The sequence below is a fragment of the Alkaliphilus flagellatus genome, from assembly GCF_018919215.1.
In the GTDB taxonomy this organism is placed as follows: Bacteria; Bacillota; Clostridia; order Peptostreptococcales; family Natronincolaceae; genus Alkaliphilus_B; species Alkaliphilus_B flagellatus.
This window is the reverse complement of the sequence record NZ_JAHLQK010000005.1, coordinates 190,236-204,053: the sequence shown is the minus strand read 5'-3', so window position 1 is coordinate 204,053 and position 13,818 is coordinate 190,236. Positions and strand designations below refer to the sequence as shown.

Here is a 13,818-nt window from a genome sequence, read left to right as displayed (position 1 = left end):
TCTCGAACAGACGTTCTAAAAACATTATATCTTATAATATATAAATGGTCAAACTATATTTTAAAAATATAGTTTGACCATTTGGAATATTAAAATATTATTCTAATATTTGTGATAAAGCTCTTTAATACTTGAGTACATGTTTATTTATAATTATATAATCAATTCCTGATATTATAGTAAATATGACAGAAACCCACATCATAATCATATCAAAAGGAAAGTTAATATATTTAAATGGAAAATTATCTAATAAAATTGCTATTATAGCAATAATCTGTGTGATAGTTTTAGCTTTTCCCCACCAGCTTGCAGCTATAACTATTCCTTCAGCCGCGGCTACAGCTCTTAATATACTTATAGTAAACTCTCTAGCTATAATTACAACTACCATCCAAGCAGAAAGTCTACCCATTTGAACAAGAGAAATAAGTGCAGCTGATACAAGGAGTTTATCCGCCAATGGATCCATAAACTTACCAAAGTTAGTAATCTCATTTCTTTTTCTTGCTACATATCCATCTAATGTGTCGGTAATAGCAGCAACAATAAATATTCCTGCAGCTATTGGTACCCCATAAGGTATTTTACTTAAAAGAAATATCATAAAAATAGGAACTAAAAAAATTCTTAATATAGTTAGTTTATTGGCTAGATTCATTTATACTCTCCCCCATTAATTTATACTCTAAAATATATATAAATATAAATTGAAGCTTAATTGATATTTAATCATTTTATATTATACTCAATTATTTTCTAAACTATAATACAGTTTAACCAACTTTTCTAAAGCATCCTCTATACTAATATAATTAATTTCCATCATATAATTATATTTTTTCATAGAGTGTATATATAAAGGATCATAGTATTCTATAATTAATTCTCTTGCAATTTTATCATATTCTTTCTCTTCAATCCAACCAATACATTGATTGACTTTTTCTAATCCAATCCGTTTTTTTAGATTTAGAATAGCATTTTCTAATAGAGCATCACAGTTAGAAATATTATCTACATAATCACTTACTAATCGTTCTATTCGATTTTCTATAGATGTATTTATTAAAATATGTTTTCCTTTAACTATTGACTCAAAGAGACCTTCGGGCAATGAAATTCCTCCCAACCGTTGTCCTTCACTTTCTACTATAATGTATTTGCTATTGCTTAGTCTTAAAGTTTCAAATGCAAGTGCATCGAACATTTTTTGTGTTATTGGTTTTGCATCCTGATAACAGATTGCTCCAAACACAGATCCGCTGTTTTTAACTAATTGCTCTAGGTTAAGCACTGGAATATTAAGTTTTTTAAGTTTTTCAAGTATTTCAGTCTTTCCAACTCCCGTATATCCATGAAGTACAATAAAACTATGTTTAAATTGGTCCTTATCAAAATATTCAATGACATGTTTGCGATATTGCTTGTACCCTCCTTCTAATTGATAAATATTCATTCCTAAGGAAGCTAAAAAGTTTGAAACTGTAGCACTTCTTAATCCTCCGCGCCAACAAAATAACACAATATTTTTATACTTCTTTGTCAATAAAAAAATTTCATTATAGATAGAGGAGAGTTTGGCAGACGCATATTCGATTCCTTTCATCTTAGCTTCTTCTGGACTAGCTTGCTTATAAGTAACCCCTACAACAACCCTCTCATCATTATCTAAAATAGGAATATTAATTGCACCAGGTATAGAGCCTTCCATGAATTCTAGTGGAGAACGAACATCAATAAAAATCTTATCCTCCATATTAAGCGCTTCTTCAACAGTTATTTTTGCAAACAAATTTTTCACCTTCTAGTTTTAGTCTATTAATAATAGTATGTATAATTTTATATTGATTCTTTTATATTTTGTTCAAAAAACTCATTATCTATTAATACTTGTCTTGGCTTACTTCCTTCATGAGGACCTACAAAACCTTTTGACTCCATCTCATCAATTAATCTTGCAGCTCTATTATATCCTATTCTTAATCTTCTTTGAAGCATAGAAATAGAAGCTTGTTGGCCTTCAATTACTATTTTTAATGCTTCATTAAACAATTCATCTACATCTGTAGACATATTAATATTATTTTGGTCAAGCTGATCTATTATTTCATCCTCATAATTAGGTATCTCAACTTGGTCTTTAATAAAGGTTACCACCCTTTCTACTTCCTTTTCAGAAATAAAAGCTCCCTGCACCCTAACAGGTTTGCTAGAACCAACAGGATAAAATAACATATCCCCCTTACCTAAAAGTTTTTCTGCCCCACCCATATCTAAAATTGTTCTTGAATCTGCCTGAGAAGCCACAGCAAAGGCAATTCTTGATGGTATATTTGCTTTTATAACCCCTGTAATTACATCTACAGAAGGTCGCTGGGTTGCTATAATTAAATGCAATCCAGCCGCTCTAGCCATTTGGGCTAAACGGCATATTGCATCTTCCACATCATTTGGAGCAACCATCATCAAATCAGCTAATTCATCGATAATAATAACGATATATGGAATTTTATTTTCTTGAAATTTCTTATTATATCCATCAATATCTCTCACGCCATTTTCTGCAAACATTTTATAGCGTTTAGACATTTCTTGTACAGCCCAGTTAAGAGCACTTGTTGCTTTTTTAGGATCAGTTACAACTGGTATAAGTAGATGTGGAATGCCATTGTACTGACTTAATTCTACAACTTTAGGGTCAATTAAAACTAACCTTACCATATCAGGACTTGAATTGTATAAAATACTTAATATTAATGTATTAATACAAACACTTTTTCCCGAACCAGTAGCTCCAGCTACTAGAAGATGAGGCATTTTAGATATATCTGTAATGATAGGTGCTCCCGAAACATCCTTACCTAAAGCAAATGGTAAATTTAAATTAGAATTTTTATAGTTAGGACTATCAATCACTTCCCGAAGAGCAACTGTAGAAACATCCTCATTAGGTATTTCTATACCTATAGCAGCTTTGCCAGGTATAGGAGCTTCAATTCTAATTGCTTGGGCGGCCAAGTTTAAAGCAATATCATCACTTAAATTAACAATTTTACTTACCTTTACTCCAGCGCTAGGCTGTAATTCATAACGTGTAATAGTAGGTCCTTTATTTACCTGTATAACCTTAGCCTCTACACCAAAATTAAGCAATGTATCTTCTAATATTTTTGCATTAGATATAATTTTTCTTTTATCATCTTTACTAGATTGGGAAACTATCTGATTAAGAAGATCAATGTTAGGAAATTCATATTCAATTTTTGGGGTTTCTTGGTTATAATTAATAATTGTGCTTGAATCAATAGATTTACTAAATTTTTTATCATTATTCTCTTGATTGATTATATCGGCTTTATCATCAATATTTTTTCCATTTTCCAAAGGTTCATCTGAATCAATTGTTGTAAAATCAAGTATTTTAATCTTTTCTTCTATACCTGGATCTTTTTCTAAGTGTATATTTTCTTCTAAATCCATAGTTAATAAATTTTTACTATCTTTCTTTTTATTTTTAGGTTTTGTATCTTTTACAGGAACAAAAACAAAATTTAAGATTTGATTTTTAATTTTACTTGAAATTAGTATAAGTTGATTCTTTAATTTAACTATCATAGTTAGTAAAGATATTTTTGTATATAAAATTAAGGATATAAGTAATAAAGTTAAAATTATAATATATGTAATCGTTATTCCAAAGAGGTTAACTAATAGTTTTGTTAAGCTAATTCCAATAATACCTCCTCCAATACCTTGAGTACCAAGTGCAAATATTTGTTGAAACCACTCAGTAGTATTAGATGCAACAATACTATCAATAGTTCCAAAACTTCTAAGAGATTTAAGTATTGTAATTGAAATAAATACTAAAGAATAAAATAATATGGTTTTATTTTCTTTTAATAATGACTTATTAATAAAAATAAAGACACCACATAAAATTGTTATATATGGTAAAATAACTGTTGTACTTGAAAATAATCCTGTCAGAATGAATCTTATAAAATCTCCAACCTTCCCTGCGCTATTGCCTTGTATAATTACTAGTAAAATCAATCCGATTGCGATAGTAAAAATGCCATATATCTCATTATTAAACTCCTTTGCTATAATATCAATATTTTGACTTTGTTTTTTGCGATGCTTTCTGCCCAATATTATCACTCCATTAAAGATTTTAATAAATTTAGTATATTGTTATTTTAGAATATGTGTCTAAGTAAATTATAAATTATACTAAATTTAAATGATTATAACTTAACTCAATAATATATTCTACACTAAATTAATAAAACCTACAAACATTGTAATAAAAGTATATAAAATTTTAAATACTGTATAAGGTTATATCTGTCTAACTCCTTATTCTATATTCTATAAAAATATACTCTGTTAAAGCATAAAAAATAATAGAAAGTGTATTATACACTTTCTATTATAATGTAAATTATATTAGAGCATAAAAATTCTATTTACTAGCTTTTATTAATTCATTTAGTTTAGATATCGCCTTATTTAGGCCTCCAACCTCATCGATTAAGCCATGTTTTACTGCTTCTTCTCCTATCAGAATTGTACCTACATCACTAGCTAATTCATCCGTAGCGTTCATTAATCGTATAAAAACATCTCTGTCTATTTTTGAAGTGCGTAAAACAAAGTTTACTATTCTTTCTTGCATTTTTGAAAAGTACTTAAAGGTTTGTGGAATTCCTATCACTAATCCATTCATCCTTATTGGATGAATGGTCATTGTAGCTGTAGGTGCAATAAATGAGTAATCACCTGCAGTAGCCAAAGGAACACCTATGCTATGGCCGCCTCCAATTACTAAAGTGACCTTAGGTTTAGATAGGCTACATATTAATTCAGAAATTGCCAGACCAGCTTCTACGTCGCCTCCAACAGTGTTTAAAATAATTAATAATCCCTCAATATTTGGATTTTCTTCAACAGCTACTAACTGAGGAATAATATGTTCATATTTAGTTGATTTGTTTTGAGGAGGTGCTACCATATGTCCCTCTATGTGTCCTATAATATTTATTGTATGGATATTTTGGCTAGCTTCGGGTAAGCTGTTTGCTCCAAATGCTTGTATATTCTCTGCCTGCTTATTAGTACCTTCATTTTGATTTGTAGGACTTTGATTGTTCGTTAAAAACTGAGAATATTGTTGATTAGTAAAATTATTTATCATTTTTTCACTCCTATGTTAGTACATTTTTAATGATTCATAAACAATTATAAAATTTATTAGACGTTCAATAAACATCCTATAATCTCTATAATAAATCTTACTGAAATTATCTCAGCAAAATTTTACTTTAAGTACTAACATTATTCTTACCTATTTTACCTCATCTATTCTTCACTATCATTAATACTTTTTTTTGTGGTTATTTTCCAATTCAATTATAATCATATCATTTCCTATTTTCCTTATAGTTTCCCAAGGAATTTCTGTTAAAGAATCATTTGAAAAAAAACTAAAAAATCCTTTTGATTCAGGTATTAAAAGAGCATGTATTTTCCCAGTTTTTTCATCAATTAACAAATCAGATTCGGCTATTATACCTAATCTACTACCATCACACAAGTTAACAATTTCTTTTCCACCTATAGTGCTTAAACGCATAATTACCCCTCCTATTATTTTGAACTATATAGTATTAATGGTTTATTTAAAATTAAATAATTTAGTTATTATAATTATATTGAGTAGGACGGGTTTTATTCTAATTATTGGTTATCTATTATGATAACATTTTATATGATATGTGTAATTAAAAAAAAGCCCATTTAAAGGCTTTCTTTATAATTCAAAAATATTTTTTATTGTTTTTATAATATTATCTTTGCTTACTGTTGTTATAGTTACTTCATCTAATTTAAATATACGTTGTATTACTCTTTGTATGTCTGCTGAGTTTACAGAATCAATTTTATCTATTATTTCCTTCTGGCTGTATATTCTATTACGTAGCAGTTCTGATTTACCTATTGATGTCATTCTACTACTGGTACTTTCTAATCCTAGTATATAATTTCCCTTTAATTGTTCTTTTGATTTATTTATCTCATCTTCACTTAGTGAGTTGCTAATTATATCCTTAATTTCATTGTAGATAATTTTTGTTACTTCTTCTACCTGATTAGGATTCGTACCAGCATATATAACTAAAGATCCTCCATTTTTATAAATAGATGGATAGGAATATATTGAGTAAGCTAGACCTCTTTCCTCTCTTACACTTTGAAAGAGTTTAGAGCTCATGCTTCCACCTAGGACATTATTAAGTATTAATAATGGATATACATCATTACTATCTAACTCAGCTCCTTTAAATCCTATACACAGATGTGTTTGTTCAATTTCTTTATATTTAGATACAACTTCAAAATTATAATTAATTGTTTCATATGCTTTGTTTAAGTTATTATTATTACTCCAAGTGCTAAACTTATCATTTATTGTTTCTAGTAATTTCTTCTCATCAAAGTTACCAGCTATAGATAATACAGCATTATTTGAAACATAATATTCATCCATATATTGTAGGATCATTTCACGATCAATGTTATGAAGGGTGTCCTCTGTACCTAAAATAGGCATACCCAAAGAATTATTTTTAAATAAAGTTTGCGAAAGAATATCATGTACTAAATCTTCAGGTGAGTCTTCATACATATTAATTTCCTCTAATATTACACTTCTTTCCTTTTCTATTTCAATCGGATCGAATTTAGAATTAAATAACATATCTGACAACAAGTCTATTGCTAGATCATAATGACTGTCTAACACCTTTGTATAATAACAAGTACATTCTTTACTAGTAAATGCATTAATTTGTCCGCCTACACTATCTATAATATCAGCTATATCCTTTGCAGTTCTTTTATCAGTACCTTTAAACACCATATGTTCAATAAAATGTGATATTCCATTGTTTATAGTATTTTCATGCTTAGATCCAGCTTCAATCCAAACACCTATAGATACTGATTTTACAAAAGGAATATACTCTGTTACAACTCTTAGTCCATTTTCTAAAGTATATCTCTTATACATTTTTTCCTCCTAGATTTCCTATTTTCATATACATTATAATTGACATAATAATACTATGCAAGCTTATTCCGCCAGAACATCACTAACCCTACCAACCTCTAGTCCTTTTTCACGCATGGCCTCAATTAATTTTGGTAAAGCTTTTGCAGTTTCAGGCATAGGATGCATTAATACTATTGCTCCATTAAATTTATCCTTTTTAAGTACTCTATCTATAATAACATCTTTTGTACTTCCTGCTCTCCAATCTATGGTATCAATTGTCCATAGTATTGTCTTATATCCTAATTTATTTGATGCAATCAATGTGTTTTCATTATAAGATCCAGAAGGGGGGGCAAACAAGGAGATTTTTTCCATAGTATATTTAGACAGTATTTCATCTGCTTTTTGTATCTGTTCTTCGTTTTTATCTAATGCCAAGGATCCATAGTCTAGATGTTGATAACCGTGGCTACCAATTTCATGTCCAGCGTCTACAATTTGTTGCATTAAATCAGGAAACTGTTTAGCCCATCTTCCAGTTATAAAAAATGTAATTTTTATTTTCTCTTTATCTAATGTTTCCAATATATCTGGAAGTACCTCATTCCCCCAATCAACATTACATGTAAATGCAATATATTTACTATCTTCACTCCCCCTATCTATTGGCTTTACCGTAGTGTAGTTATAATTACTAAATACTTCTGTGTTTCCACGTCTTAATGTTACGAATCCTATTGTTATTATTAAAGTGATTAGAATAAATGCAATTACCAGCCTTGCAAATTTTTTGTTTATAATAATTACCATAACTTGCCTCCTAACTTAATTAAGATGTTGGTAATATATTATTCGAAAATAAATTAGTTATGCAATCAATGTGGATAAAAATTTATATACTCTTAGATAATAAAAAAACATAAACCACAGTAGGTTTATGCTTTCGGCTGTTCATCTTGTTTTTTATCATTTTCCTTAGGTAGAAGGGCTTTTCTAGATAAGTTTATTTTTCCTTGCTGATCTATTTCCATTACTTTAACGTCAACCTCATCACCTACTGCTAATACATCTTCTACTTTGCTTACTCTTTCATGGGCAATATTAGATATATGTATTAATCCCTCTTTACCTGGGAGAATCTCTACAAAAGCTCCAAAATTCATTATCTTTATAACTTTTCCTTTATATGTATCTCCCACTTCAGGGTCACGAACTATGTTATCAATTATTTTAAGGGCACGTTCCCCTGCATCTTGTGTTAGAGCAGCTATAAATATAGTACCATCGTTCTCAATATCAATTTTAACACCTGTATCCTCAATAATTTTATTTATAGTTTTTCCACCTGTACCTATAACTTCTCTAATCTTATCTGGATGTATTTTAGTTTTTAACATCCTAGGAGCATAAGGAGATAATTCTGATCTTGGAGAGCTAATTGCTTCTTTCATCTTATCTAAAATATATAGTCTACCTAATCTAGCCTGTTCTAGAGCATTTTCTAAAATAGTTCTATCAATTCCCTTAATTTTAATATCCATTTGTATAGCTGTTATTCCTTTAGACGTTCCTGCAACTTTAAAGTCCATATCACCTAAATGATCTTCCATACCTTGTATATCTGACAAAATAGCTACTGCATCATCTTCTTTAACTAATCCCATAGCAATACCAGCAACCATATCTTTTAGAGGCACTCCTGCATCTAATAATGATAGAGTACTACCACAAACACTGGCTTGTGAAGAAGATCCGTTAGAAGCTAAAACTTCTGAAACTACACGAATAGCATAGGGGAAATCATCCTGTGAAGGTATCATTGGTTCTAATGCTCTTTCTGCTAAGGCTCCATGACCAATTTCACGTCTTCCTGGTCCTCTTAAAAATCTAGTTTCGCCTACGCTATATGGTGGAAAATTATAATGATGCATATATCTTTTAGACTCTTCTTCACCAAGTCCATCAATAATTTGTACATCACCTATTGCACCTAAAGTTACTACTGATAATACTTGTGTTTGACCTCTTGTAAATAATCCTGAACCATGAGTCTTTGGAAGTAGAGATACTTCACAAGATATTGGTCTAATCTCCTCATGCTTTCGATCATCAGGTCTTACCTTTTCATGAAGAATTAAGTGTCTAGTCTCTTCTTTCATAATTGCATCCAATATAGAACCTACCTGCTTTAAATCTAAATCTTCTTCATATTTTTCAATAAAATACTCTATTGTCTCTCTCTTAGCTAACTCTACTTTTTCTGTTCTCTCTAACTTCTCTACAGTTCTAATTGCGTTAGCTATTTTACTAGTTGCATATTCTCTTATTTCAGAATCTAAATCTTTATCAACTTCAAAAAGTATAACTTCTTGCTTTTCTTTTCCAACTTCTTTAACAATTTCTTCTATAAATGAAACAATATTTTTAATTTCTTCATGAGCAAATAAAATAGCCTCCAGCATTTGTTCTTCTGTAACTTCATTGGCACCTGCTTCAATCATCATTACAGCATCCTTTGTACCAGAAACAACTAGATCAAGTTCGCTGTGTTCCCTTTGATCACTTGTAGGATTAATTAATAAATTTCCATCTATCATGCCAATATGTACAGAAGCTGTCGGTCCTTGAAATGGAATATCAGAAATTGATAGTGCTACAGAAGATCCTATCATTGCAACTATATTTGGACTACAATCTGTGTCTACTGATAATACTGTTGCAATTACTTGAACCTCATTTCTATATCCTTCTGGAAATAAGGGTCTAATCGGACGATCTATTAACCTAGAAGTCAGTATAGCATTTTCACTAGGTCTACCCTCTCTTTTAATAAAACCTCCAGGAATCTTTCCAGCTGCATACATTCTTTCTTCATAATCAACGCTTAAAGGAAAAAAATCGATTCCCTCTCTAGGGGTTTTTGATGCACATGCATTAACAAGAACAGCAGTCTTTCCATACTTTAGTAAACAAGAACCATTGGAAAGTTGAGCTAATTTTCCAACTTCTACTTCTAAAGTTCTTCCACCAATTTCTTTTTGAAAAACTTTAACCATTGTTTATTATCCTCCCTTCATTTGTATATTGTTTTCTACAATATTAATATTATTTCCTTCAAAAGTTAAAAAATTCCTATAAAAGCATAAAATAAAAAGCCTTTATGGCTTAGTTAAATAAATAATTAAATAATAGAGCGGGATTTCCCGCTCTTTATTATTTTCTTAATCCTAATTTTTCTATTATTTCCCTATATCTTTCGATATCTCTATCTTTAAGATAATTTAATAGGTTTCTTCTCTTACCAACCATCTTTAGAAGTCCTCTTCTTGAGTGATGGTCTTTTTTATGAGATTTTAAATGCTCATTTAAATGATTAATTCTTTCAGTTAATAAAGCAATTTGTACTTCTGGAGAACCAGTATCATTTTCATGAGTTTTAAAACTATCAATAATTACTTTTTTATTTTCTTGTAGCATTATTTCACCTCCTCATTTTGTATCCCCTAATTCTAAGTAACTGTCGGTGATTCAAATCACTGAGAATAGGTTCTTTAACACATTAATTATTCTAACATAATTACTTATAATTGTAAATATATATTTGCATTATTTGCATCTTGGTTCATTTGTTTGATTAGATCATCTACATTATTAAATTTAATTTGATCCCTTAGTCTTTTAATAAACTGTAATTCGATATATTGATCATATATATCTTCGTTAAAATTGATAATAAAAGTTTCAATCGAAATACTATTAGCACCAAAGGTTGGATTTGTTCCTACACAGGTAGCTCCTTTATATATAGAATTGTTTATTTTAATAAATGTAGCATAAACACCTTCCTTAGGAACTAAATGAGAGGACTCTATTAAAATATTAGCTGTAGGATATCCTAATTTATGCCCTCTGCCTTTTCCATGAACCACTTTGCTATAGATAGAGTATGGTCTTCCCAAAAACACATTAGCATCCTCTATATCTCCATTTTTAATATACTCTCTAATAGTTGAACTTCCTACCTTTTTATTATCTATAGTTACAGGATGAATTTCATAAACCTCAAATCCATGTTTTTGCCCCATTTTCTTTAAAAGTTCCACATTTCCTTGAGCCTTATATCCAAAATTATAATCAAATCCAACAACTACTATCCTACAATTTAACCTATCTACTAAAATATTTTTAACAAAATCCTCAGGACTTAAGACCATTAAATTCTTATTAAACTCTTCCAAATATAAAAGTTCAACTCCTAAGGAGTCTAGAATTTTCTTTTTCATATTTATATTTGTAATTTGAGGAGGAGCTTCTCTTCCAGTAATAACTGCTAGAGGGTGATTACCAAACGTGTAAACACATGATTCTAAACCATTTGCTCTGCACTTTTCAATTAAGGTTGTAATTAATTTTTGATGGCCAATATGAATTCCATCAAAGTTTCCAAGTGCAACTCCTCTTTGTACACTTTTATCTAATTGATTGTATTGTTTAATTGTTTTCATATTTACTCCCTTTCAAATAAAAGCCTTAAAAATTTGATATAATTTTGCCCATCCTCATCACATTTAACAATACCAAAGCCAACAAATTGTTTTTCTAGATAAATACGCACTTCTGTTTCTAAAGGAATATCTAAATTACCAACTAAATAATATGGAAAAATTCGATTTCCATTCAACACCTGTTTAGTATAGGATGATTTTACAATAACTTTAGGTATATGATTAAGAGGGAAGTCTAAGGGCAATAGTAAGCTTTTAACATCTTCTATTTCCTTTAGTTCCTCTATTGTAATGGCTGTCTTTAAATCAAAGCCGCTAGCTTCTATTCTAAGAAGAAAAGACATTACCCCTCCACAGCCTAAAGTTCTCCCTATATCCTTACATAATGTACGTATATAAGTGCCTTTAGAGCATAATACATCAAACATTATTTTACCATTATCAATTTTAATAATATCAATGCTATAAATTGTTACCTGTCTCGATTTTCTTTCTATCTCAATACCTGCTCTTGCTAGTTCGTAAAGCTTTTTTCCTTTAACCTTAAGTGCTGAATACATAGGAGGAATTTGATCATAAGTTCCAATAAAGCTTAATATAACTCTTTCAATATCCTCATTTTCAGGCACTATTGAAGATCTATTTGTAATTGTTCCATATATATCTTCAGTGTCTGTTTCTATACCTAAAGTTAATTCGGTACGATATTTTTTTTTACCATCAAGAAGAAATTGCGATATCTTTGTAGCTTGTCCAACACAAATAGGCAGAACACCTGCAGCATTGGGATCCAATGTTCCAGTGTGCCCTACCTTTTTAATATTTAACTTTTTTCTAACAACAGATACAACATCATGTGATGTCATTCCTGGTGGTTTTAAAATATTTAAAATACCATTCAAATAAATCACCGTCTTATAAATTGTTTTGCATTTTCTATAATTAGAGCCTTTGCTTCATCTAAAGAAGCATTTAATGTAGCACCCGATGCTTTTTTATGTCCACCACCATTAAAGAGCTCCGCCAATTTTCTAACATCTACATCATCATGCTTTGACCTAAAGCTAAGTTTAAGTTTGCTATCGCTTTCTTCTCGTATAGTTACTGATATATCAACACCATCTATATCTCTTCCATAGTTTACAATTCCTTCAATATCAGCAGAAGGTATATCAAACTTATCTAATAACGTAGATGTAATTTCGAATATTGCAAGATGGCCATCAAGCTCTATCTCCATATTAGTTAAGCAATACCCTAAAAATCTTAAGTTTTTTATAGATTTTTTTTGGTACAGGTTATACATAATTTTCTGTTTATCTATATTAGCTCTTATTAGCTCTGCTGCTATTAAGTGGGTTTTATCAGTAGCATTATCATACATAAAGTTTCCACTATCGGTAACAATACCAGTATATATACAGGTGGCTATCTCTTGATCTATTGTTAGTCCTATATCTTTAATAATGGAAAAAATCATTTCACAAGTAGATGATGAATTTATATTTACAATATTAATGTCACCAAACTGTGTATTGCTAATATGATGATCTATATTAACAACTGTTTTACTTTTTTTCATAACGTCTATACTTTTACCTAGTCTGTTTTCATCGCCACAGTCTAATGCAAAAAACAAATCAAAAGCTTTATCCTTAACATCTTCATATCTTTTGATATATTTTGACTCCACTAGAAAGTCATATCTAGCTGGTAATGGATCAGCAGTGAATATCTCTACATTTTTATACTTCTGTTTTAATGCTAGTCCTAAGGCAAGTATAGAACCTATACTATCTCCATCAGGATCAACATGAGATGTAACGGCAATATTATTACTGTTAGAAGCAATTTCTATTAGCTTATTCATCTGTCTTATCCTCATCAGAAGTAGTAGAATTTTGCTCATTAACCTTTGTAATTACATTGTACATGTGGATTCCTCGTTCGATAGATTCATCTAATTTAAAAATTACTTCTGGAGTATATCTAGCCTTAATTTTCTGCCCTATTTCTCTCCGAATAAAACCACTTGCCTTTATTAATCCTTCCATAGTAGCTTCTTTTTCTTTTTCAGTCCCTAGAACGCTGATATAAATATTAACATATCTTAAATCTCTAGTTACATCTACCTCTACTATACTGGTCATAGGTGCAATTCTAGGATCTCTTAATTCATTTCTAATTATATTACTTACTATTTTTTTTATTTCTTCTGATAAACGTTTAACTCTAGGATATGACATATCC

At 29.8% G+C, this 13,818-nt stretch carries 13 protein-coding genes; all 13 read right to left on the bottom strand.

All coding sequences use genetic code 11. The annotated features are described in order from the left end of the window. Positions 1-124: 124 nt before the first annotated feature. The 13 genes from pgsA to rbfA all read right to left on the bottom strand — a co-directional run bounded on the left by pgsA (position 125) and on the right by rbfA (position 13,814). The gene (pgsA, locus tag KQI88_RS13710) at positions 125-661 is read right to left on the bottom strand and encodes a CDP-diacylglycerol--glycerol-3-phosphate 3-phosphatidyltransferase (protein ID WP_216418248.1); all 537 of its coding nucleotides are present in this window, start codon (positions 659-661) and stop codon (positions 125-127) included. Between the two features lie 87 nt (positions 662-748). After that, positions 749-1,795, bottom strand: coding sequence for a tRNA 2-selenouridine(34) synthase MnmH (gene mnmH, locus KQI88_RS13705; RefSeq protein WP_216418246.1), 1,047 nt, complete (start codon positions 1,793-1,795; stop codon positions 749-751). A 47-nt stretch (positions 1,796-1,842) separates the two neighbouring features. Further along, positions 1,843-4,158 carry a DNA translocase FtsK gene (locus KQI88_RS13700; RefSeq protein ID WP_216418244.1) on the bottom strand — a complete coding sequence of 772 codons (2,316 nt, stop codon included), beginning with the start codon at positions 4,156-4,158 and terminating at the stop codon, positions 1,843-1,845. Between the two features lie 313 nt (positions 4,159-4,471). Continuing rightward, on the bottom strand, positions 4,472-5,203 hold the full coding sequence (locus tag KQI88_RS13695; protein ID WP_216418242.1) for a ClpP family protease: 732 nt from the start codon (positions 5,201-5,203) through the stop codon (positions 4,472-4,474). A 180-nt stretch (positions 5,204-5,383) separates the two neighbouring features. Then, positions 5,384-5,641, bottom strand: a complete 258-nt coding sequence (locus KQI88_RS13690) for a YlmC/YmxH family sporulation protein (RefSeq protein ID WP_212378071.1) — start codon at positions 5,639-5,641, stop codon at positions 5,384-5,386. Positions 5,642-5,818: 177 nt separating this feature from the next. Next, the gene (locus KQI88_RS13685) at positions 5,819-7,078 is read right to left on the bottom strand and encodes a M16 family metallopeptidase (protein WP_216418240.1); all 1,260 of its coding nucleotides are present in this window, start codon (positions 7,076-7,078) and stop codon (positions 5,819-5,821) included. 63 nt (positions 7,079-7,141) lie between these two features. After that, positions 7,142-7,873, bottom strand: a complete 732-nt coding sequence (locus KQI88_RS13680; RefSeq protein WP_216418238.1) for a polysaccharide deacetylase family protein — start codon at positions 7,871-7,873, stop codon at positions 7,142-7,144. Positions 7,874-7,998: 125 nt separating this feature from the next. Then, positions 7,999-10,119, bottom strand: a complete 2,121-nt coding sequence (gene pnp, locus KQI88_RS13675) for a polyribonucleotide nucleotidyltransferase (protein ID WP_216418236.1) — start codon at positions 10,117-10,119, stop codon at positions 7,999-8,001. Positions 10,120-10,276: 157 nt separating this feature from the next. Next, complete coding sequence (rpsO, locus tag KQI88_RS13670; protein WP_212378079.1) at positions 10,277-10,540, bottom strand: 30S ribosomal protein S15; 264 nt, start codon at positions 10,538-10,540, stop codon at positions 10,277-10,279. Positions 10,541-10,644: 104 nt separating this feature from the next. Further along, positions 10,645-11,568 carry a bifunctional riboflavin kinase/FAD synthetase gene (locus tag KQI88_RS13665; RefSeq protein WP_216418234.1) on the bottom strand — a complete coding sequence of 308 codons (924 nt, stop codon included), beginning with the start codon at positions 11,566-11,568 and terminating at the stop codon, positions 10,645-10,647. Positions 11,569-11,570: 2 nt separating this feature from the next. After that, on the bottom strand, positions 11,571-12,479 hold the full coding sequence (truB, locus tag KQI88_RS13660) for a tRNA pseudouridine(55) synthase TruB (protein ID WP_334300611.1): 909 nt from the start codon (positions 12,477-12,479) through the stop codon (positions 11,571-11,573). Then, positions 12,476-13,438, bottom strand: coding sequence for a DHH family phosphoesterase (locus tag KQI88_RS13655; RefSeq protein WP_216418230.1), 963 nt, complete (start codon positions 13,436-13,438; stop codon positions 12,476-12,478). The genes truB and KQI88_RS13655 overlap by 4 nt, the downstream gene beginning before the upstream one ends. Further along, positions 13,431-13,814, bottom strand: coding sequence for a 30S ribosome-binding factor RbfA (gene rbfA, locus KQI88_RS13650; RefSeq protein ID WP_216418228.1), 384 nt, complete (start codon positions 13,812-13,814; stop codon positions 13,431-13,433). Before rbfA ends, KQI88_RS13655 begins: the two co-directional genes overlap by 8 nt. Positions 13,815-13,818: the final 4 nt, after the last annotated feature.

Excerpts from the sequence above, each read along its gene's own strand:
- pgsA (WP_216418248.1), bottom strand. The coding sequence starts at position 661 with ATGAATCTAGCCAATAAACTAACTATATTAAGAATTTTTTTAGTTCCT.
- KQI88_RS13695 (WP_216418242.1), bottom strand. The coding sequence starts at position 5,203 with ATGATAAATAATTTTACTAATCAACAATATTCTCAGTTTTTAACGAAC.
- KQI88_RS13690 (WP_212378071.1), bottom strand. The coding sequence starts at position 5,641 with ATGCGTTTAAGCACTATAGGTGGAAAAGAAATTGTTAACTTGTGTGAT.
- KQI88_RS13685 (WP_216418240.1), bottom strand. The coding sequence starts at position 7,078 with ATGTATAAGAGATATACTTTAGAAAATGGACTAAGAGTTGTAACAGAG.
- KQI88_RS13680 (WP_216418238.1), bottom strand. The coding sequence starts at position 7,873 with ATGGTAATTATTATAAACAAAAAATTTGCAAGGCTGGTAATTGCATTT.
- pnp (WP_216418236.1), bottom strand. The coding sequence starts at position 10,119 with ATGGTTAAAGTTTTTCAAAAAGAAATTGGTGGAAGAACTTTAGAAGTA.
- rpsO (WP_212378079.1), bottom strand. The coding sequence starts at position 10,540 with ATGCTACAAGAAAATAAAAAAGTAATTATTGATAGTTTTAAAACTCAT.
- KQI88_RS13665 (WP_216418234.1), bottom strand. The coding sequence starts at position 11,568 with ATGAAAACAATTAAACAATACAATCAATTAGATAAAAGTGTACAAAGA.
- KQI88_RS13655 (WP_216418230.1), bottom strand. The coding sequence starts at position 13,438 with ATGAATAAGCTAATAGAAATTGCTTCTAACAGTAATAATATTGCCGTT.
- rbfA (WP_216418228.1), bottom strand. The coding sequence starts at position 13,814 with ATGTCATATCCTAGAGTTAAACGTTTATCAGAAGAAATAAAAAAAATA.